Consider the following 20,417-nt stretch of genomic DNA (forward strand, 5'->3'; position numbering starts at 1 on the left):
GGTACTGCAGGGGGGACCCTGTGGGAGAGTAGGACGCCGCCGAACAATCATTGTGGGAAAGCCCCGCACCTTCTGGTGCGGGGCTTTTCTGCGTTCCGGGCCCGGTCCTGGACTCCTGTAGGGTCAGGGGAGCATAGATTCGACATTTCTACAGTCACAGTGGAGGCCCCCGGGTGGAGGTCCAGGAGACTCGGGTCCAGACTGACCGAATTTTCACCATTCCGAACATCCTCAGCATGGCCCGGCTCGTCGGCGTGCCGTTGTTCCTCTGGCTCATCCTGGCGAAGCACGACGGTTGGGCCCTGCTCGTGCTCATGCTGAGCGGCGTCAGTGACTACCTCGACGGAAAGCTCGCGCGGCGCTGGAACCAGATCAGCAAACTGGGCCGGCTGCTGGACCCCGCCGCGGACCGGCTCTACGTCCTGACCACGCTCTTCGGACTGACCTACCGGGGCATTCTGCCCCTGTGGCTCACCGCCGCACTGCTCGCCCGCGAGGCGATGCTGCTGGTCATGGTGTGGATCCTGCGCCGGCACGGCTATCCGCCGCCTCAGGTCAACTTCCTCGGCAAGGCCGCCACCTTCAACCTGATGTACGCGTTCCCCCTCCTCCTGCTCAGTGACGGCACGGGTTGGTTGGCCTGGATGGCGTCCGTTTTCGGATGGGCGTTCGCAGGTTGGGGTACAACGCTCTATTGGTGGGCAGGAATCCTTTACGTGGTGCAAGTCCGCCGTTTGGTCAAGGCGGATGCCACGGCCGATTGAGCTCACTCGGCGCCGGTGCTGACGCGGAGGAGTAGCGGAGTATCCGTCCGGGACGGGTGAGGTCGGCCAGACCGTCATCTCTCTAGGAGGACTCTTCCGACATGAAGGCCGTCGTGATGGCCGGTGGCGAAGGAACGCGGCTTCGCCCCATGACCTCAAGCATGCCCAAGCCGCTCCTGCCGGTGGCGAACCGGCCGATCATGGAGCACGTGCTCAGGCTGCTCAAGCGGCATGGGCTCAGCGAGACCGTGGTCACCGTTCAGTTCCTGGCGTCCCTCGTCAAGAACTACTTCGGTGACGGCGAGGAACTCGGGATGGAGCTCACCTACGCCAACGAGGAGAAGCCGCTCGGCACCGCCGGCAGCGTGAAGAACGCCGAGGAGGCCCTGAAGGACGACACCTTCCTGGTCATCTCCGGCGACGCGCTCACCGACTTCGACCTCACCGACCTCATCAGCTTCCACAAGGAGAAGGGCGCACTGGTCACGGTGTGCCTCACCCGGGTGCCGAACCCGCTGGAATTCGGCATCACGATCGTCGATGAAGAGGGCAAGGTCGAGCGCTTCCTCGAAAAGCCGACCTGGGGGCAGGTGTTCTCGGACACCATCAACACCGGCATCTACGTGATGGAGCCGGAGATCTTCGACTACGTCGACCCCGACGTCTCCGTCGACTGGTCCGGGGACGTCTTCCCGCAGCTGATGAAGGAAGGCCGGCCGATCTACGGCTACGTGGCCGAGGGCTACTGGGAGGACGTGGGCACCCACGAGAGCTACGTCAAGGCGCAGGCCGACGTCCTCGAAGGCAAGGTCCAGGTCGAGATGGACGGCTTCGAGATCTCACCCGGCGTATGGGTCGCCGAAGGCGCCGAGGTGAGCCCCGACGCCGTGCTGCGCGGGCCGCTGTACATCGGGGACTACGCCAAGGTCGAGGCCGGGGCCGAGATCCGCGAGCACACCGTCATCGGGTCGAACGTGGTCGTCAAGAGCGGTGCCTTCCTGCACAAGGCCGTCGTCCACGACAACGTCTACATCGGGCCGCACAGCAACCTGCGCGGCTGCGTCATCGGCAAGAACACCGACATCATGCGGGCGGCCCGGATCGAGGACGGCGCCGTCATCGGCGACGAATGCCTGGTCGGCGAGGAATCCATCGTCCAGGGCAACGTCCGCGTCTACCCGTTCAAGACGATCGAGGCCGGCGCCTTCGTCAACACCTCGGTGATCTGGGAGTCGCGCGGCCAGGCCCACCTGTTCGGCGCACGCGGCGTCTCGGGGATCCTCAACGTGGAGATCACCCCCGAGCTGGTGGTGAAACTCGCCGGGGCCTACGCGACCACCCTCAAGAAGGGGGCGATCGTCACCACCGCCCGTGACCACTCCCGAGGCGCCCGCGCGCTCAAGCGCGCCGTGATCTCGGCGCTCCAGGCCAGCGCCATCGACGTGCGCGACCTGGAGAACGTACCGCTGCCCGTGGCCCGTCAGCAGACGGCCCGGGGCGCCGCGGGCGGGATCATGATCCGGACCTCGCCCGGGGTGCCGGACTCGGTGGACATCATGTTCCTCGACGAGCGGGGCGCGGACCTCTCCCAGGCGCAGCAGCGCAAGCTGGACCGCGTCTACGCACGTCAGGAGTACCGCCGGGCCTTCCCCGGGGAGATCGGCGACCTGCAGTTCCCGTCGAGCGTCTTCGACTCGTACACGGGCTCCCTGCTGCGGCGGGTGGACACCACCGGGATCGCCGATTCCGGCCTCAAGGTGGTCGTCGACGCCTCCAACGGCAGCGCCGGACTGGTCCTGCCCAGCCTCCTCGGCCGGCTCGGCGTGGACGCGCTGACGATCAACCCCGGGCTCGACGAGTCCAGGCCGACCGAGACCCACGAGTCCCGGCGTGCCGGACTGGTACGGCTCGGGGAGATCGTGGCCTCGGCGCGGGCGGCGTTCGGCGTGCGCTTCGACCCGGTCGGCGAGCGGATCTCCCTGGTGGACGAGCGCGGCCGGATCATCGAGGACGACCGCGCGCTGCTCGTGCTGCTCGACCTGGTGGCGGCGGAGAAGCGCAGCGGCAAGGTGGCCCTGCCGGTGACCACGACCCGGGTCGCCGAGCAGGTGGCGGCGTACCACGGCACCCAGGTGGAGTGGACGACGACCTCGCCCGACGACCTGACCCGGGTCGGCCGTGAGGAGACCACGATCTTCGGCGGCGACGGCCGGGGCGGGTTCATCGTCCCGGAGTTCAGCAGCGTCTTCGACGGATCGGCGGCCTTCGTGCAGCTGATCGGCCTGGTCGCGCGCACGCAGCTCACGCTGAGCCAGATCGACTCCCGCATCCCGCGGGCGCACGTGCTCAAGCGGGACGTGCCCACCCCGTGGGCGGCGAAGGGACTCGTCATGCGGCGGGTCGTGGAGGCGGCCGGCGACCGGCAGGTGGACACCACCGACGGGGTGCGCGTGGTCGAGGCCGACGGCCGGTGGGCCCTGGTCCTGCCGGACCCGGCGGAGGCGGTCACCCACCTGTGGGCCGAGGGTCCCGACGACGCGTCCGCGCAGGCCCTGCTGGACGAGTGGGGCGCGGTGGTCGACGGAGCCGGCCAGCACTGACCGGCGCCCGGCCCCGTACGGCGGTGCGGAGCGGGACAGGAGTACGGCGGGCCGGGTGCGGGGAGATCAGCCTCCCCGGCCCGCCGGAAGGGTGCATTCGGTGTGGGCGGTGCCGACATGCGACGATGTGCGGCATGTCGCAGCCGCCCAACAACCGGAGTCCGGCCACGCCGCCCGCGCGCCCGGACGCTTCCATGTCGCTGCTGACCCACGTGATGGACCACAGCCTCGACGAGGGCTATGCGGAAGCCTCCGCCCGGCGCGAGGCGGAGGGTACGGCGGGGCTGCCGCGGACCCTCAAGGCCAAGCTGGCGCTCGCCGCCGGGCTCGTGCTCGCGGCCATGGTCGTCACGCTGGGTGCGGCGCAGGCGCGGATAGCGGCGCCCGTGCTGGCCAAGGAGCGCCAGGAGCTGATCGACCGGGTCGAGCGGGCCGGCCGGCACGCGGACAGCCTGGAAGGGGACATCGAGCGGCTGCGGACCGAGGTCGCCGACCGCCAGCGCGAGGCGCTGAAGCAGCAGGGCGGGCAGCGGGCCCAGCTCGTGGCGTTGCTGTCGGGTGCAACCGAGGTGCACGGTCCCGGCGTCAAGCTTGTGGTGGACGATGCCAAGGGGTCCTCGTCGGGCGGCGGAGGCGGCCCGCGCGAGAGCGCCGGGTTCTCGGACACCGGGCGGGTCCGGGACCGTGACATGCAGCGGGTCGTCAACGGGCTCTGGCAGGCCGGGGCGGAGGCCGTCTCGATCAACGGGCAGCGGCTGACGGCGCTGTCGGCGATCCGGGCGGCCGGTGACGCGATACTGGTCGACAACAGGCCACTGGTGCCGCCCTACGAGGTCCTCGCGGTGGGGGACAAGAAACGGCTCGGCACCGCGTTCCAGGATTCCGTGGACGGGCAGTACCTGCACGTGCTGCAGGAGAGCTACGGGATCCGCTACAGCCTGTCCCCGGTGGACGAGGTGAAGCTGCCGGCCGCGTCGAGCCTGACCGTGCGGACGGCTACAGCAGAAGAGCCGAAGAAGGGTGCGTCGTGATCGCGGTACTGGGCCTCCTGGCGGGAGTGGTGGTCGGACTCCTCGTCCGCCCCGAAGTGCCGGCCGTGGTGGAGCCTTATCTGCCGATCGCCGTGGTGGCCGCCCTGGACGCGGTGTTCGGCGGGCTGCGCGCGATGCTGGACGGGATCTTCGTGGACAAGGTCTTCGTGGTGTCGTTCCTGTCGAACGTGGTCGTGGCCGCGCTGATCGTCTTCCTCGGTGACAAGCTGGGCGTCGGCTCGCAGCTGTCGACCGGTGTGGTCGTCGTCCTCGGCATCCGGATCTTCTCCAACGCCGCGGCCATCCGCCGCCACGTCTTCCGGGCGTGAGGCCGATGAGCACGGACGACACCCCGCAGAAGGACCCGGTACCCGAGCCGGTACCCGTCCCGGCCCCGGAGCCGGAGCAGACCGGGCGGCAGCGGCTGGCGGCCGGGCTGTGGCCGCCGCGCCTGAGCCGGGCCCAACTGATCGTGGCGCTGCTGCTGTTCGTCCTGGGTCTCGGGCTGGCCATCCAGGTGCGCTCCAACAGCGACTCCAGCGCGCCGCTGCGCGGTGCCCGTCAGGAGGACCTGGTGCGGATCCTCGACGAGCTGGACGGGCGCACCAAGCGCCTGGAGGACGAGAAGCAGAAGCTGGACGACCAGCGCAAGGAGCTCCAGAGCAGCTCCAACCAGGCCGAGGAGGCGCGCAAGCAGACGCTGGAGCGGGAGCGCCAACTGGGCATCCTGGCCGGTACCGTGGCCGCACAGGGCCCGGGGATCACGCTGAAGATCACCGACACCAAGGGCCAGGTGCGCTCCGACCAGCTGCTGGACACCCTCCAGGAGCTGCGGGCGGCCGGGGCCGAGGCGATCCAGATCAACGGCGTGCGCGTGGTGGCGGGGTCGTACTTCTCGGACGAGGGCGGCGGGGTCGCGATCGACGGTAAGAAGATCACACAGCCCTATGAGTTCAAGGTGATCGGCAAACCGCAGGATCTGGAGCCGGCGCTCAACATCCCGGGCGGTGTCGTGCAGACCATGGAGAAGGAACAGGCCACGGTCGCCGTCACACGGTCGGCGAAGATCGTTGTGGATGCCTTGCGGGCTGCGAAGCAGCCTGACTACGCTCGGTCGTCATCGTCGTGAGACGGGGCGGAACGTGGTCGCTCCCACGCGGGCGGACGCCTGCGGGGGGTCGACGCACCGAAGTCGCGGTGCGTGGTGGAAACTGTCTGGTGGTTACGGACGTTGTCAGAATGTCCGGGTCGGCAGGTGTGTGTATGCGGAGTTCGTCCTGCCCCACGGGCGGGTCTGTTTCGGTCAAGGGGAATCGCCCGTGAAGTTGTTTGAGAAGTTGTTCGGCAAGAAGAACCGCGAGGAAAGCGGTTCGGCACGCCACCGTGCGGGGCACGGCGAAGGAGAGGGCCAGGGCGACCGGCCGCTCTTCCGTGACGAGGTGGCCGGCCCGGGAGCCAACGCCGGCGCGCACGGCGCGTCGGCCGTTGACCCTTCGGCTGCGGGGCGCATAGGTTTCGGAGATCCGTCAACCCCGAACGCGGGTGGAGGGTTTGCCCCCGACCCGTACGCCACCAACGCCTCCGCGGGGCAGCCGCGGCGCGAGGAGCCGTCCATGTCGGCCGAGCAGACGTGCGGCAGGTGCGGGCACCGCAGCGATGCGGCGAGCCGTTTCTGCTCCAACTGCGGGGCGCCGCTGCGGGCGGGTCTGACGCCGGAGCGCGCCTCGGAGACCACGTCCACCATCTCGATCTCGGGTCTTGAGGCCTACGAGGCCGAGGCGACCGGACAGCACGTCTCGCCCTCGCTCTCCCCCGAGGCCCAGGCCGCGGTGGAGGCCCTGCCCGCCGGTTCCGCCCTGCTCATCGTGCGGCGCGGCCCCAACTCGGGCAGCCGCTTCCTGCTGGACGGCGAGCTGACCACGGCGGGCCGGCACCCGCAGAGCGACATCTTCCTGGACGACGTCACCGTCTCCCGGCTGCATGTCGAGTTCCGCCGGGGCCCGGAGGGCGGCTTCACCGTCGCCGACGTCGGCAGCCTCAACGGCACGTACGTGAACCGCGAGCCGATCGACTCCGTCGCCCTGCACAACGGCGACGAGGTGCAGATCGGCAAGTACCGGCTGGTCTTCTACGCGAGCCTGCGGGGCGTCTGACCCCCACCCCCGGACCCCGTCCGGGGGGACCTCCAGAGGGAAGGTCCCATGCTGCGCACCCCGACCGGCGGCGCCCCGAAGAGGGGCGTCGCCGGCACCCCCGGGCAGCTGGTGAGCATCGGCACGGTGCTCACCATGCTGCGCGACGAGTTCCCCGAAGTCACCATTTCGAAGATCCGGTTCCTGGAGGCGGAAGGGCTCGTCGAGCCCCGGCGCACGCCTTCCGGATACCGCAAGTTCAGCACGGACGACGTGGAGCGCCTCGGGCGCATCCTGCGTCTCCAACGTGACCACTACCTGCCCCTGAAGGTCATCCGCGAGCAGCTCGACGCGCTCGACCGGGGCGAGCAGGTCCGGATTCCGGCTCCGGCCGCGCACGGCGAGTCCGTGGCGGGCTCCGCCCGTCCCGACGGCCCGGGGGAGCCGGGCGGAGAACCCCCCACGGTGTCCCGGGTCGGCCGGGCCGAGCTGATCGCCGCCGCAGAGGTGGACGAGGCGCAGCTGGCCGAGTGGGAGTCGTACGGGCTGGTCTGCGAGGCGCCCGGCGGCGGGTTCGACGCCGAAGCCGTGGCCGTCGCCCGCTTGATCGCCGATCTCGGCCGGTTCGGGCTCGAACCGCGTCACCTGCGGGCCATGAAGGCGGCGGCCGACCGGGAGGCCGGCCTGGTGGAGCAGGTGGTCGCGCCGCTGCGCCGGCACCGCAATCCGCAGACCAGGACGCATGCCGAAGCCACGATGAAGGAGCTCGCGGGGCTGTCCGTAAGGCTCCACGAGGCCTTCGTGCAGAGCGCCCTCGGGGTGCGGCTGCACTGAACGCGGACGCCGCGACCGGGCCCCGACTACCCAAACCTGCCGGGCAGGTCCTAGGGTTGCTGTGTGAACGAGCTCGACGTTGTGGGTGTCCGGGTGGAAATGCCCTCCAACCAGCCGATCGTGCTCCTGCGTGAAGTGGGAGGCGACCGGTACCTCCCCATCTGGATCGGTCCTGGGGAGGCGACCGCCATTGCCTTCGCGCAGCAGGGGATGGCCCCCGCCAGGCCGCTGACGCACGACCTGTTCAAGGACGTGCTGGAGGCGGTGGGCGAGGAGCTGACCGAGGTCCGGATCACGGATCTGCGGGAGGGCGTCTTCTACGCGGAGCTGGTCTTCGCCAGCGGCGTCGAGGTGAGCGCGCGGCCTTCCGACGCGATAGCGCTGGCCCTGCGGACGGGGACGCCGATCTACGGCAGCGACGGCGTGCTGGACGACGCCGGAATCGCGATTCCCGACGAGCAGGAGGACGAGGTGGAGAAGTTCCGCGAGTTCCTCGACCAGATCTCTCCTGAGGACTTCGGCACGGGCCCGCAGTAGGGCCGGATGTCGTCGCGGCGCGGCCCGCGTCGTCCACCGGGTACTTTCAGCCCATTCGAGTAGCCTTTCCCCGCAATGGGGTACGGGAAACCACTCTCAGGGTGATTATCACTCGGCGTGCCGAGTGTGGCGATCGTTGACGCACCCCTGGTCACTGCCTACCTTCAAGGTGGCAGGTCAAGGACGGAGGGTCGGCGTGAGGATCACGGGCGACGGTACGACCGGGGGCATCCCCGTACGGAGTGACGGTGGGCCGTCCCCGCTGCCCGGCGGCGGGGCGGGTTCCGCGCACCGTCAGCCGGCGTCGAAGCCGGTCGGACCGGTGAACGACGCCCCCGCGCCCGAGCAGGTCGGCTACCGCGGGCCGACGGCCTGCGCCGCCGCCGGGATCACGTACCGGCAGCTGGACTACTGGGCGCGCACCGGGCTGGTGGAGCCCAGCGTGCGGCCCGCGTACGGGTCGGGGACCCAGCGGCTGTACAGCTTCCGCGACGTCGTCGTCCTCAAGATCGTGAAGCGCTTCCTGGACACCGGGGTGGCCCTCCAGAACATCCGCACCGCCGTGCAGCACCTGCGCGGCCGGGGCTTCTCCGACCTGGAGCGCATGACGCTGATGAGCGACGGCGCGACCGTGTACGAGTGCACCTCCCCGGACCAGGTCGTGAGCCTGCTCCAGGGCGGCCAGGGCGTCTTCGGCATCGCGGTGGGCGTGGTCTGGCGCGACGTCGAGAACGCGCTGTCGCAGCTGCACGGGGAGCGCGTGGACACGGGGGAGACCGTGGTCGGCCACAACCCCGCCGACGAGCTCGCCGCCCGCAGGAACCGGGCCGGCTGACGCCCCCGCGGCCCGGCCGCCGGGCGCGGGAACGGAAGATCACCGCGTTGTCAGTGGCATAGGGCAGCATCGGTGCTGTGAGAACCGCGCCGACCATCCTGCATCTGGACATGGACGCCTTCTACGCCTCCGTGGAGCAGGCGTCGAAGCCCAGCCTGCGCGGGAAGGCCGTGATCGTGGGCGGGCTCGGCCCGCGCGGAGTGGTGGCCACCGCCTCGTACGAGGCCAGGCGCTTCGGGGTGCACTCGGCGATGCCGACCGCCCAGGCCCGCCGGCTCTGCCCAAACGGCGCGTACCTGATCCCCCGCTTCCTGGTCTACCGCGAGGTCAGCGAGGTGGTCATGGGCCTGCTGCGCGAGCTGTCGCCGCTGGTGGAGCCCCTCAGCCTGGACGAGGCCTTCGTGGACCTGGAGGCGGGCGGCCGGGCCTTCGACTCCGCGAGCGCCCGGGCCACGGGGGAGCGGCTGCGGGCCGACATCACGGCCGCCACGGGGCTCAGCGGCTCCGTGGGCCTGGCCGGGTCGAAGATGCTCGCCAAGGTGGCCTCCGAGGAGGCCAAGCCGAACGGGCTGCTGCTGATCGAGCCCGGGACCGAGCGGGAGCTGCTCGCCCCGATGTCGGTGCGGACCCTGCCCGGGGTCGGTCCGGCCACCGGGGAGCACCTGCGCCGGGCCGGGATCACCACGGTGGGGGAGCTGGCCGAAGCCGGTGAGGACGAGCTGGTCCGGATGGTGGGCCGGGCGCACGGGGTCGGGCTGTACCGGATGGCCCTGGGGCTGGACGACCGGCCGGTGGTCGCCGAGCGGGACGCGAAGTCGGTGTCGGTGGAGGACACCTTCGACGTGGACCTCCACGACCGGGTGCGGATCCGCTACGAGGTGCAGCGCCTCGCCGACCGGTGCGTGGGCCGGCTGCGCGGCTCCGGGCACTCGGGGCGGACCATCGTGCTGAAGGTGCGCCGCTACGACTTCTCGACCCTGACCCGCTCCGAGACCCTGCGCGGGCCCACCGACGACCCGGCGGTGGTGCGCGAGGCGGCCGCGCGGCTGCTGGAGGGCGTGGACACCACCGGCGGGGTGCGGCTGCTGGGGGTCGGTGTGACCGGGCTGGCGGACTACACCCAGGAGGACCTCTTCGCCCAGGCGCTCGGCGCGGGGGCGGAGGAGGAGGCCACCGCCCCGCAGGACGGGGCCCGGGAGACGGACGGGACCGCCGTGGGCGGTGCCCCGGGGGCTCCAGGGGCCCCTGAGGCGGCCGTGGCACCGGGGGAGGACCCGCAGGCCGCCGCCGCACGGCACTGGCCCGCGGGCAGTGACGTACGGCACGCGGTGTACGGGCCCGGCTGGGTCCAGGGCAGCGGGGTGGGGCGGGTGACCGTGCGGTTCGAGCAGCCCGGATCACCGCCGGGGCGGGTGCGTACCTTCCGGATGGACGACCCCGAGCTGGAGGCCTCCGACCCGCTGCCCCTCGTGGGGCCGGCCGGTCAGTGGTCCTCCGGCGGCGGGAGGTGGAAGTCGGCGGGCAGCGACACGTCCAGTCCGTAGTGGTGGTAGAGCTGGAGCTCCTGCTCGGGGGAGAGGTGGCGGCCCACACCGAAGTCGGGGGCGTCCTTGATCAGGGAGCGTTCGAAGGGGACGCGCAGCACCTCTCCGTCCACCTCGCTCGGCTCCAGCGGGACGAAGGCGTCCCGGCCGAACAGGCCGGTGCGGACCGCTGCCCACTCCGGGACGCCGGTGGCGTCGTCCAGGTAGACCTCGTCCACGGTGCCGATCTTGGCCCCGTTCCGGTCGAACGCCTTGCGGCCGATCAGGCTGCGCGGATCGATGTCGGTCTGCACGGTCCCTCCACATGGTCGCAGTCATCCGTAATGACTACAAAAGTGCATATTCGGATAGAGGGCCACTCGAGGGAGGGTCCAGATCCTCGCTGGTAGGCTGGGTGACGGCTGTTGACCCTGTGCGGGAGAGTCCTCCGAGTGAGCTCGACGGAGGCGCCGAAGGAGCAAATCCTCCCCGGAATCTCTCAGGCATACGTACCGCACGTGACGAGGCCACTCTGGAAAGCAGGAGCGGGTGCCCGGGCGCGCAGTGCCGGACTCCGCTCCTCACCGACGGTGAAAGCCGGATACCGGGCGACCCCCGGGACTCCGGTGAAGCTCTCAGGTTGAGATGACAGAGGGGGAGGCCGTCCGGGTGCCCGCGCCGTGGTGCCCCTCGCAGGTCATACGACCAGGAGGCCTCCGTAATGACCGCCAACCGCATTCCGCTCTCCCAGCTCGAGCGGGGCATCCCCTTCGAGCAGCGTCACATCGGCCCGGATGCCGAGGCGCAGGCGAAGATGCTCGCCCAGGTGGGCTACGGCTCCCTCGACGAGCTGACCGCCGCCGCGGTACCGGATGTGATCAAGACCGCCGAAGCGCTGAACCTGCCCGAGGCGCGGACCGAGGCCGAGGTGCTCGCCGAGCTGCGCTCGCTCGCCGACCGCAACCAGGTCCTCTCGCCGATGATCGGTCTCGGCTACTACGGGACCTTCACGCCGCCGGTGATCCTGCGCAACGTGATGGAGAACCCGGCCTGGTACACGGCCTACACCCCGTACCAGCCGGAGATCTCGCAGGGCCGCCTCGAGGCGCTGCTGAACTTCCAGACCCTGGTCGCCGACCTGACCGGCCTGCCCACCTCCGGTGCCTCCCTGCTCGACGAGGGCACCGCGGCCGCCGAGGCCATGTCGCTGGCCCGCCGCGTCGGCAAGGTCAAGGGCGGGGTCTTCCTCATCGACGCCGACGCGCTGCCGCAGACCATCGCCGTGATCGAGACCCGCGCCGAGCCGACGGGCGTCGAGGTCGTCGTCGCCGACCTGTCCGAGGGCATCCCGGCCGAGATCGCCGAGCGCGGCGTCTTCGGCGTGCTCCTCCAGTACCCCGGCGCCTCCGGCGCCGTGCGCGACCTCAAGGCCGTCATCGACCAGGCCCACGAGCTCGGTGCCATCGTCACCGTCTCCGCCGACCTGCTCGCGCTGACCCTGCTGACCTCCCCCGGCGCCCTCGGCGCGGACATCGCCGTCGGCACCACCCAGCGCTTCGGCGTCCCGATGGGCTTCGGCGGCCCGCACGCCGGCTACATGGCCGTCCAGGCCAAGCACGCCCGCTCGCTGCCCGGCCGCCTCGTGGGCGTCTCCGTGGACGCGGACGGCAACAAGGCCTACCGCCTGGCCCTGCAGACCCGCGAGCAGCACATCCGCCGCGAGAAGGCCACCAGCAACATCTGCACCGCGCAGGTGCTGCTCGCCGTCATGGCCGGCATGTACGCCGTCTACCACGGCCCCGACGGCCTGAAGACGATCGCCCGCCGCACCCACCGCTACGCCGCCCTGCTCGCCGCGGGCCTGACGGCCGGCGGGGTCGAGCTGGTGCACGGCTCCTTCTTCGACACGGTCACCGCCCGCGTCCCCGGCAAGGCCGCCGAGGTCGCCGCCGCCGCCCGCGAGGGCGGGGTGAACCTGTACCAGGCCGACGCCGACCACGTCTCGATCTCCTGCGACGAGACCACCCTGCGCGCCGACCTCGAAGCCGTCTGGGCCGCCTTCGGCGTCTCCGCGGACATCGAGGCCCTGGACGCGACCACCGCCGACGCGCTGCCCGAGGGCCTGCTGCGCTCGGACGCGTACCTGACCCACCCGGTCTTCCACCAGCACCGCTCCGAGACCGCGATGCTGCGCTACCTGCGCAAGCTCTCGGACAAGGACTACGCGCTGGACCGCGGCATGATCCCGCTGGGCTCCTGCACCATGAAGCTCAACGCGACCACCGAGATGGAGCCGGTGACCTGGCCCGAGTTCGGCCAGCTGCACCCCTTCGCCCCGGTCGAGCAGGCCGAGGGGTACCTCACGCTCATCAACGAGCTGGAGGAACGTCTCTGCGAGGTCACCGGCTACGACAAGGTCTCCATCCAGCCGAACGCCGGCTCCCAGGGCGAGCTCGCCGGCCTGCTGGCCGTGCGCGCCTACCACCGCGCCAACGGCGACGAGCAGCGCACCATCTGTCTCATCCCGTCCTCCGCGCACGGCACCAACGCCGCCAGCGCCGTGATGGCCGGCATGAAGGTCGTCGTCGTCAAGACCGCCGACGACGGCGAGGTGGACGCCGACGACCTGCGCGCCAAGATCGAGCAGTACCGCGACGAGCTGGCCGTGCTCATGATCACGTACCCGTCGACGCACGGTGTGTTCGAGGAGCACGTCGCCGACATCTGCGCCCAGGTGCACGAGGCCGGCGGCCAGGTCTACGTGGACGGCGCCAACCTGAACGCCCTGGTGGGCCTGGCCAAGCCGGGTCACTTCGGCGGCGACGTCTCGCACCTGAACCTGCACAAGACCTTCTGCATCCCGCACGGCGGCGGCGGCCCGGGCGTCGGCCCGGTCGGTGTCCGGGCGCACCTGGCCCCGTACCTGCCGAACCACCCGCTCCAGCCGACCGCCGGCCCGGAGACGGGCGTCGGCCCGATCTCGGCCGCCCCGTGGGGCTCGGCGGGCATCCTGCCGATCTCCTGGTCGTACGTGCGCCTGATGGGCGGCGAGGGCCTCAAGCGCGCCACCCAGGTGGCCGTGCTCGGCGCCAACTACATCGCCAAGCGCCTGGAGCCGCACTACCCGGTGCTCTACACCGGCCCGGGTGACCTGGTCGCGCACGAGTGCATCATCGACCTGCGCCCGCTGTCGAAGGAGACCGGCGTCAGCGTCGACGACATCGCCAAGCGCCTGATCGACTACGGCTTCCACGCCCCGACCATGTCCTTCCCGGTGGCCGGCACGCTCATGATCGAGCCGACCGAGTCCGAGGACCTCGCCGAGATCGACCGCTTCTGCGACGCGATGATCGCCATCCGCGCCGAGATCGAGCGGGTCGCGGGCGGCGAGTGGCCGGTGGACGACAACCCGCTGGCCAACGCCCCGCACACGGCGGCGGCGCTGGGCGGCGAGTGGAACCACCCGTACACCCGCGACGAGGCCGTCTTCCCCGGTGGCGTGTCCGCCGCCGAGAAGTACTGGCCGCCGGTGCGCCGCATCGACGGTGCGTTCGGCGACCGGAACCTGGTGTGCTCCTGCCCGCCGCTGGACGAGTACGACGCCTGAGCCCTCGGGCCCGGCGGCCCCTGAGGGGGCGCTGACACGGTGAAGGGGCCGGCCCCGGAGCTTTCCGCTCCGGGACCGGCCCCTTCCGTGCGTCGCGTTCGTGCGTCGTGCGTGCGTGGTGCGTGCTCAGGCCGCCGCGAGCGGGCGGTGCGGAGCGATGATCTGGCCGTCCGGCAGCAGCTCACCGGTGTCCTCGAAGAGCAGGACGCCGTTGCACAGCAGGCTCCAGCCCTGTTCCGGGTGGTTGGCCACCGGGCGCGCGGCCTCCCGGTCGGCGGACTCTGATGACGGGCAGGCAGGCTGGTGCTGGCACATGGATGCGTTCTTTCGCTGCGGTGTGGTCTGTTCGCTACGGCTCGATGCGTGATTCATGGCCGTCCCCCTGGGTCGTCCCCGCACCTGCGGGGAGGATGTCCTCAGTCTTCCCCCATGAGGGCTGCTTCGCAGGGATTTCCCGGCAGCAGTCCTCATGGATTGAGGACGCATCACTCGTGCGGGCGGTTCAAGCCAACTGCCCTGTCCTTTCGGATGGTTCGCAGCTGGTCCCGGAGGACTAGGCCGAATGGGTAATGCGGGTCAACCCCGTGGTCCGGGCCCGGGCATGCCGCGGGCGCGGCCCGGATCGCGGGCCGCGCCGTGGGCGGAACGCAGGGTTCAGGCCGCCGGGGCCGCCAGCGCGGGGGGTGCGGGCGGGGCGGCCGGGGTCAGCCGGCGGATCAGCACCGGCAGCAGCTCCGACACGGGATGCGGCCGGTACGGGGCGATCCCGGGCGGGGCCGGGGCCAGCGGCACCAGCAGGTCGGCGGCGGCGGGGAGGCCGGCGGCTGCGTCGGCGCCCACCGCCCCGTGCAGCCACAGGGTCAGCATGTACAGCTCCGGTACGGACAGCAGCCGGGGCTGGTAGCTCTTGCCGAGCTGTTCCGCCTGGCGCAGGGCGCGCTCGGTGGCGGCGACGTAGGGGCCCTCGAAGAAGTGCGAGAAGGTCCAGCCGTCCGGGGTGAGGCGGGTGTCGGCCGCCGCCACGAAGCGGTCGCCGCTGCGGATCAGGAACCGCCAGCCGGTCAGGCGGGTACGGGGCGGCCTGCCGTCGGCCCCGCGGCCGGACATGCTCAGGCGGTCGAGCACGTGGACCGGAAGGGGGAGCTCGGCGGTCATCGGGCCCTGGATCGCGCGCAGGGCCGGGGTGTGTGCCTCGTGGACGGCGGTGGGAGAACCGAGTGCCGCGAGAACGCTGCGCAGGGCGGGCGCGGGAGCCGGGGGGACATGCAGCGGCATGGTGGGTCGCCTCTCACTTGGGAGACCTGTGGTGCAGGGGAAGGTGCGGACGGCGCTGTCGCATTCTGGGGTCAGAGGTGGGCATTGGGGCAATGGCCGCGCGCCAACTCTCTGCCTCGTTTGCGGAGTTTATACGACATGTGTTCACACAGTGTTTCGGCTAGCCGTCCCGCCTATTGCCGACAAGGCGCTTACCGGTCCCGCTGTCATGGTATTCATGCCGTTCGCGCGTGAAGGAGCCGCGCTGACCTCGGAGGTTACCGGAAGGGGGCTCGGCTGGAAAGTGCCGGTAATCCCGGAACGGCAAAACCCATACCGAATTTGCATAGCGCGGGTTGCCAGGTGAATGTGCCGGAGCGCCCATCCGGCCACACCGGCGCGCGCTCCCCGCCAAGCCGCCCCCCGCGGCGTTATCGATCACGGCCCCTGGGCATCATCGACCGTAACGCGCGCCCGGGTGCACCGGGCCAGGCCCACTCGAGGAGGGACGCTTCGATGGGGGAGAAGGTCGTGGCAGGCGGATTCGACCTGTCCGATCGGCATCGGTATCGGAGGAAGCTTCACGAGTGCCTGGAGGGACTGGAGCGGCTTCTGGCGGAGAAGAGGTTCGACCGGCCCAAGAACATGATGGGTCTGGAGATCGAACTGAATCTCGCGGGTGCCGACGGTTTGCCGCGCATGGTGAATGCGCAGGTACTGGAGCGGATTGCGAGCCCCGATTTCCAGACCGAACTCGGTATGTTCAACCTGGAGGTGAACGTACTCCCGCACCGGCTCGACGGCCGGGTATTCGACCGGCTCGCGGAGGAACTGAGCGCGGGGCTCCACTACGCCCACCGCCAGGCCGCGGAGATCGACGCCGGGGTGGTGATGATCGGGATCCTGCCGACGATCACCCGGGCCGACCTGGCCCTGGCCAACCTGTCGGCCGTGGACCGGTACTCCCTGCTCAACGAGCAGATCCTGATGATGCGCGGAGAGGACTTCCGGCTGGACATCGAGGGGGTCGAGCGGCTGACCTGGAGCACCGGATCGATCGTGCCGGAGGCCGCCTGCACCTCCGTACAGCTGCACCTCCAGGTCACCCCGGCCCGGTTCTCCGACGTGTGGAACGCCGCGCAGGCGGTGACCGCCGTACAGATAGCGGTGGGGGCCAACTCCCCGTTCCTGTTCGGGCAGGAGCTGTGGCGCGAGTCGCGTCCGCCGCTGTTCACCCAGGCCACCGACACCCGCCCGCCCGAGCTCCAGGCCCAGGGGGTGCGGCCGCGCACCTGGTTCGGGGAGAAGTGGGTGGACTCGGCGTACGAGCTGTTCGCCGAGAACGTCCGTTTCTTCCCCGCGCTGCTGCCGATCTGCGACGAGGAGGAGCCGCTGCGGGTGCTCGCCGAGGGCGGGGTGCCCAGCCTGCAGGAGCTGGTGCTGCACAACGGCACGGTCTACCGGTGGAACCGGCCCGTCTACGGGGTCGCCGACGGGATGCCGCACCTGCGGGTGGAGAACCGGGTGCTGCCGGCCGGGCCCACGGTCGCCGACGTCGTCGCCAACGCCGCCTTCTACTACGGACTCGTGCGCACCCTCGCGGACGAGCAGCGCCCGGTGTGGACCCGGATGTCCTTCGCGGAGGCGGAGGCCAACTTCGACGCGGCCTGCCGGTACGGGATCGACGCGCGGATCCGCTGGCCGCGCAAGGGCCGCTCCGGGGGACTGGTGAGCGTGCCCGCGGTACGGCTGGTGCTGGACGAGCTGCTGCCGATGGCCGCGGCCGGGCTGGACGCCTGGGGCATCGAGCCGGCCGACCGGGACCACTACCTGGGGATCATCGAGGAGCGGTGCCGGCGCCGGGTGAACGGGGCGACCTGGCAGGTGGACACCTACCACCGCGCGCTCGCGGGCGGAATGGACCGCGATGCCGCCCTGGCGGCCACCACCCGCCGCTACAGCGAGCTGATGCACCGGGGCGACCCCGTCCACACCTGGCCGGTCGGGCCGGCGGAACAGGAGGCGGAGGCGACCGTCGCCGGCCGCCGCTGACCGGCTTCCCGGCCCCGCCCCGTCCGGCCCCGCTTCCGTCCCGGTGATCCCGTACCGCCTCCGAGGAGGCAGTATGGGGGTGGTCGGAGCGTGACGGACGGGGCAGGACGGGAGTCGGGCGTGCGGGCGGAGCCGGAGCTGGTGGTGGTGGAGCTGCGCGGGGACGGGCGGCGGGGTGTCCTGCGCACCGAGACGCTGCTCGTGCTCGCGCTGTCCCTGGGCGCGAGCGGGGTCTCGGCGCTGATCAGCTTCATCGGCTCGCTCACCAAGCCGGGCGGGCTCAAGGACCAGGCCGCCACCCTCAACGGCTCGTACGCCCCCGGCCGGCCCTGGCTCGACCTGGCCTGGCAGCTGTTCGGGATCGCCACCGCCCTGGTGCCGGTGCTGCTCGTCGCGCACCTGCTGACCCGCGAGGGCGCGCCCGGGCTGCGGGTCCTGGGCTTCGACCGCACCCGCCCCGGCCGGGACCTGGCCCGGGGCGCGCTGGTGGCCGCCGGCATCGGGAGCGCCGGTCTCGCCTTCTACCTGGCGGCCCGCGCCACCGGCTTCAACCTGACGGTCGTGCCCGAGGCGCTGCCCGGCGTGTGGTGGAAGTTCCCCGTGCTGGTCCTCTCCGCGGTGCAGAACTCCGTGGTGGAGGAGGTCATCGTGCTGGCCTACCTGCTGCGCCGGCTCGGCCAGCTGGGCTGGTCGCCGACGGCCGCGCTGCTGGCCAGCTCCCTGCTGCGCGGCTCGTACCACCTCTACCAGGGCATCGGCGGGTTCGTCGGCAACGTGGTGATGGGCGTCGTCTTCGTCCTCGCCTACCGGCGCTGGGGCCGGGTGGGACCGCTGGTCGTCGCGCACGCGCTGCTCGACATCGTGGCCTTCGGCGGGTACGCGCTGCTCGCGGGCAAGGTCGGCTGGCTGCCCACCCCGTAGGTCCTCAGGGGGAGGTGCGCAGCTCGCCGTCGATGACGGTGACCGCGTGGCCGGTCAGGAGCGTACGGTCGCCCGCGAGCCGGACCCGGACCAGGCCCTGGCGGGCGCCGCCCTGGAGGCCGGTCATCTCCGTGCGGCCGGTGCGCGCCGCCCAGAACGGGGCGAGGGCGGTGTGGGCGCTGCCCGTGACCGGGTCCTCGTCGATGCCGAAGGCGGGGAAGAAGCCGCGGCTGACGAAGTCGTAGCCGCGGGCGGGGTCCTCGGCGGGGGCCGTGACGATCACCCCGCGGCGGGCGTAGCCGCGCAGGACCGCGTGGTCGGGGGCCAGCTCGCGCACGGCCCGCTCGTCGGCCAGTTCCACCACCAGGTCGCCGATGTGCGCGGAGGTGTCGTGGACCGACTTGATCTCGGCGCCGAGTGCGCGGGCGATCGCCGGGTCCGGGTCGACGGGGGTCAGGGAGGAGGTGGGGAAGTCCATGGTGACGGTGCCGTCCTCGGCGACCGCGGCCGTGAGGATGCCGCACCGGGCGGTGAAGCGGATCAGGCCCGAGGCGAGGCCGCTGGTGGCCAGGGCGTGCGCGGTGGCGAGGGTGGCGTGGCCGCACATGTCGACCTCGCCCTTGGGGGTGAACCAGCGCAGCGCCCAGTCGGCGTCCCCGCCGGGCGGCAGCGGGTGGGCGAAGGCGGTCTCGGAGAGGTTGACCTCCGCGGCGACCTGCTGGAGCCAGGCGTCCGGGGGGAACGGGCCGTCGAGGAGGAGGACCCCTGCGGGGTTCCCGTGGAAGGGGCGGTCGGTGAAGGCGTCGATGATTCGGATGCGCATGGACCGACCGTAGGGGGCCCGTTCGGACCCGCGCCAAGGCCAATCCGGGATGACTGGCCTCGGTCCGGGGTGCGGGGGGCGGGCGGTCAGGTCCGGGAGAGGGTGATCCCGTCGGCGGTGTGAGCGGTCACGGTCTGGTCGTTGCGGCTTCTTGGCCGGCGAACCTGGGCGGGCGAGGCGAGGAGTCGGGCCGCAGAGGCTTCCAGCTCAGCGCGAAGCACCTGCCGGCATTCCAGCGGTGCACACACCTCAAAGGCGAAGTTGCGAATCTCGCCGGACAAGAGCACTTGGAGGTACTCGGGTCCACCCGCTTCCTCACGGCCCAGCAGGATTTCGACGGTGAGCCGAGTACCGTCCGTGAGCCGGCGCGATCCGCTCTGTGGTTCGCTGTCAACCAGCATGAACCCCTTCTCATACCGGCCTTCGGGTGGACAGGCCAGCAGCCACTGGGCGAACGCGGCGGCCCGCGGTGCCCCACCCGTCAGTGTCGTGCGTCCGATGAAGTACGCGTCGAGGCACCAGGTACCGTCCGGATCCTTGCCGATCGCCAACCACAGGTCGTCAACGGGCCTGCCAGGGTAATGGCTGCCACGCCAGCCGAACCGAAACCCTGTCTCATCGTGCTCGCCGGGCACTGTCGACCCTTCTCTCTCCCCGAGCTGCGGTTGGCAGTCCACCTGACGCAAGCCGTCTGTCAACGAACATAGTCCGCCCAGGTCAGCGCATCGCCGGAGGCCCTGGTGGTGGTCGACGTCTGCGATAGTTTCCGATATATCGTTGACGCATCGCGATGGATCAGCGATAGTGAAACACGTCAAGCAATCACAGGGAGACGAAAGGAGCGCAGTGATGCGTTCACGCGGACAGCACGACCACGGACACGAGCACGGACGGGGTCACGGCCACTGCGGGCCGGACCGTCGGGAGGAGTTCAGGGGGCTGCGCGCGGCCTTCGGGCCGTTCGGGCCCGGCTTCGGCGGCGGGCCCTTCGGTGGAAGGGGCGGGCGCGGCGGCCCGCGCGGGAGGGCGCGGCGCGGCGACGTGCGCGCGTCCATCCTGGCGCTGCTCGCCGACCGGCCCATGCACGGCTACGAGATGATCCAGGAGATCGGCGAGCGCAGCGGCGGGGCGTGGAAGCCCAGCCCCGGCTCGGTCTACCCGACCCTGCAGCTGCTCGAGGACGAGGGGCTGATCAGCAGTGCGAGTGAGGGCGGCAAGAAGCTGTTCACGCTCACCGACACCGGCCGCACCGAGGCCGAGTCGGGCCCGGACGCCCCCTGGGCGGACGCCGGGCGCGGCTTCGACTTCGAGGCGATGCACGAGATCCGTGCCGCCGGCGTCGGCCTGATGGAAGCCTTCGGGCAGGTCTTCAAGACCGGCACGCCCGAGCAGCGGGAGAAGGCCCTCGCGGTCATCAACGACGCCCGCAAGAAGCTGTACCTGATCCTGGCCGACGAGCACTGACCGGCCCATGAATACGGCGCGCCCCGCGGGAGCTCCCGCG

General features: G+C 71.2%; 19 protein-coding genes and 1 riboswitch. Of the genes, 14 read left to right on the top strand and 5 right to left on the bottom strand.

The annotated features are described in order from the left end of the window. Positions 1 to 173 precede the first annotated feature (173 nt). From AB0F18_RS31435 to AB0F18_RS31480, 10 genes are all read left to right on the top strand, one after another. Entirely contained in the window at positions 174 to 764 is a 591-nt protein-coding gene (locus AB0F18_RS31435) for a CDP-alcohol phosphatidyltransferase family protein (RefSeq protein ID WP_344170800.1), read from the top strand. 101 nt (positions 765 to 865) lie between these two features. Beyond that, complete coding sequence (locus AB0F18_RS31440) at positions 866 to 3,364, top strand: mannose-1-phosphate guanyltransferase (RefSeq protein WP_362066784.1); 2,499 nt, start codon at positions 866 to 868, stop codon at positions 3,362 to 3,364. Positions 3,365 to 3,489: 125 nt separating this feature from the next. Continuing rightward, positions 3,490 to 4,395, top strand: coding sequence for a DUF881 domain-containing protein (locus AB0F18_RS31445; RefSeq protein ID WP_362066786.1), 906 nt, complete (start codon positions 3,490 to 3,492; stop codon positions 4,393 to 4,395). Continuing rightward, positions 4,392 to 4,724 (top strand): small basic family protein, encoded by a 333-nt coding sequence (locus tag AB0F18_RS31450; RefSeq protein ID WP_007262894.1) that lies wholly within the window; start codon positions 4,392 to 4,394, stop codon positions 4,722 to 4,724. The genes AB0F18_RS31445 and AB0F18_RS31450 overlap by 4 nt, the downstream gene beginning before the upstream one ends. A 5-nt stretch (positions 4,725 to 4,729) precedes the next feature. Further along, positions 4,730 to 5,524: a DUF881 domain-containing protein gene (locus tag AB0F18_RS31455; protein ID WP_362066788.1), complete on the top strand. Its 795-nt coding sequence runs from the start codon at positions 4,730 to 4,732 to the stop codon at positions 5,522 to 5,524. A 130-nt stretch (positions 5,525 to 5,654) separates the two neighbouring features. Further along, a complete protein-coding gene (locus AB0F18_RS31460; RefSeq protein WP_362066790.1) occupies positions 5,655 to 6,548 on the top strand; it encodes an FHA domain-containing protein in 894 nt (297 codons plus the stop codon). Between the two features lie 48 nt (positions 6,549 to 6,596). Beyond that, positions 6,597 to 7,361, top strand: a complete 765-nt coding sequence (locus AB0F18_RS31465) for a MerR family transcriptional regulator (protein ID WP_362066792.1) — start codon at positions 6,597 to 6,599, stop codon at positions 7,359 to 7,361. A gap of 63 nt (positions 7,362 to 7,424) precedes the next feature. Then, positions 7,425 to 7,898, top strand: coding sequence for a bifunctional nuclease family protein (locus tag AB0F18_RS31470; protein WP_007262890.1), 474 nt, complete (start codon positions 7,425 to 7,427; stop codon positions 7,896 to 7,898). A 196-nt stretch (positions 7,899 to 8,094) separates the two neighbouring features. Then, positions 8,095 to 8,733: a MerR family transcriptional regulator gene (locus AB0F18_RS31475; RefSeq protein ID WP_362066794.1), complete on the top strand. Its 639-nt coding sequence runs from the start codon at positions 8,095 to 8,097 to the stop codon at positions 8,731 to 8,733. Positions 8,734 to 8,810: 77 nt separating this feature from the next. Beyond that, positions 8,811 to 10,277: a DNA polymerase IV gene (locus AB0F18_RS31480; protein WP_362066795.1), complete on the top strand. Its 1,467-nt coding sequence runs from the start codon at positions 8,811 to 8,813 to the stop codon at positions 10,275 to 10,277. On the opposite strand, the gene AB0F18_RS31485 is transcribed toward AB0F18_RS31480, so the two are convergent. Beyond that, positions 10,217 to 10,570, bottom strand: a complete 354-nt coding sequence (locus AB0F18_RS31485) for a PRC-barrel domain-containing protein (RefSeq protein WP_362066797.1) — start codon at positions 10,568 to 10,570, stop codon at positions 10,217 to 10,219. The two genes, AB0F18_RS31480 and AB0F18_RS31485, sit on opposite strands and share 61 nt — an antisense overlap. Before the next feature lie 112 nt (positions 10,571 to 10,682). Then, a riboswitch (glycine riboswitch) is annotated at positions 10,683 to 10,781 on the top strand. Positions 10,782 to 10,977: 196 nt separating this feature from the next. On the opposite strand from AB0F18_RS31485, the gene gcvP reads away from it, so the two are divergent. Next, entirely contained in the window at positions 10,978 to 13,863 is a 2,886-nt protein-coding gene (gene gcvP / locus AB0F18_RS31490) for an aminomethyl-transferring glycine dehydrogenase (protein WP_362066799.1), read from the top strand. A 126-nt stretch (positions 13,864 to 13,989) separates the two neighbouring features. Here the strand turns inward: gcvP and AB0F18_RS31495 are convergent, their stop codons facing one another. Next, complete coding sequence (locus tag AB0F18_RS31495; protein ID WP_007262885.1) at positions 13,990 to 14,178, bottom strand: DUF5999 family protein; 189 nt, start codon at positions 14,176 to 14,178, stop codon at positions 13,990 to 13,992. Positions 14,179 to 14,517: 339 nt separating this feature from the next. Next, on the bottom strand, positions 14,518 to 15,138 hold the full coding sequence (locus tag AB0F18_RS31500; RefSeq protein WP_362066801.1) for a hypothetical protein: 621 nt from the start codon (positions 15,136 to 15,138) through the stop codon (positions 14,518 to 14,520). A gap of 495 nt (positions 15,139 to 15,633) precedes the next feature. Between AB0F18_RS31500 and AB0F18_RS31505 the strand changes: the two genes are divergently transcribed. Beyond that, entirely contained in the window at positions 15,634 to 17,169 is a 1,536-nt protein-coding gene (locus tag AB0F18_RS31505) for a glutamate-cysteine ligase family protein (RefSeq protein ID WP_362066803.1), read from the top strand. A gap of 138 nt (positions 17,170 to 17,307) precedes the next feature. Then, positions 17,308 to 18,090: a CPBP family intramembrane glutamic endopeptidase gene (locus tag AB0F18_RS31510; protein WP_362066810.1), complete on the top strand. Its 783-nt coding sequence runs from the start codon at positions 17,308 to 17,310 to the stop codon at positions 18,088 to 18,090. Between the two features lie 4 nt (positions 18,091 to 18,094). On the opposite strand, the gene AB0F18_RS31515 is transcribed toward AB0F18_RS31510, so the two are convergent. Further along, the gene (locus AB0F18_RS31515; protein WP_362066805.1) at positions 18,095 to 18,913 is read right to left on the bottom strand and encodes a PhzF family phenazine biosynthesis protein; all 819 of its coding nucleotides are present in this window, start codon (positions 18,911 to 18,913) and stop codon (positions 18,095 to 18,097) included. 86 nt (positions 18,914 to 18,999) lie between these two features. Then, on the bottom strand, positions 19,000 to 19,548 hold the full coding sequence (locus AB0F18_RS31520; RefSeq protein WP_362066806.1) for a hypothetical protein: 549 nt from the start codon (positions 19,546 to 19,548) through the stop codon (positions 19,000 to 19,002). 214 nt (positions 19,549 to 19,762) lie between these two features. Between AB0F18_RS31520 and AB0F18_RS31525 the strand changes: the two genes are divergently transcribed. Continuing rightward, on the top strand, positions 19,763 to 20,377 hold the full coding sequence (locus AB0F18_RS31525; protein ID WP_362066808.1) for a PadR family transcriptional regulator: 615 nt from the start codon (positions 19,763 to 19,765) through the stop codon (positions 20,375 to 20,377). The last annotated feature ends 40 nt before the right edge of the window (positions 20,378 to 20,417 follow it).

Source organism: Streptomyces sp. NPDC029216 (assembly GCF_040648015.1).
In the GTDB taxonomy this organism is placed as follows: Bacteria; Actinomycetota; Actinomycetes; order Streptomycetales; family Streptomycetaceae; genus Streptomyces.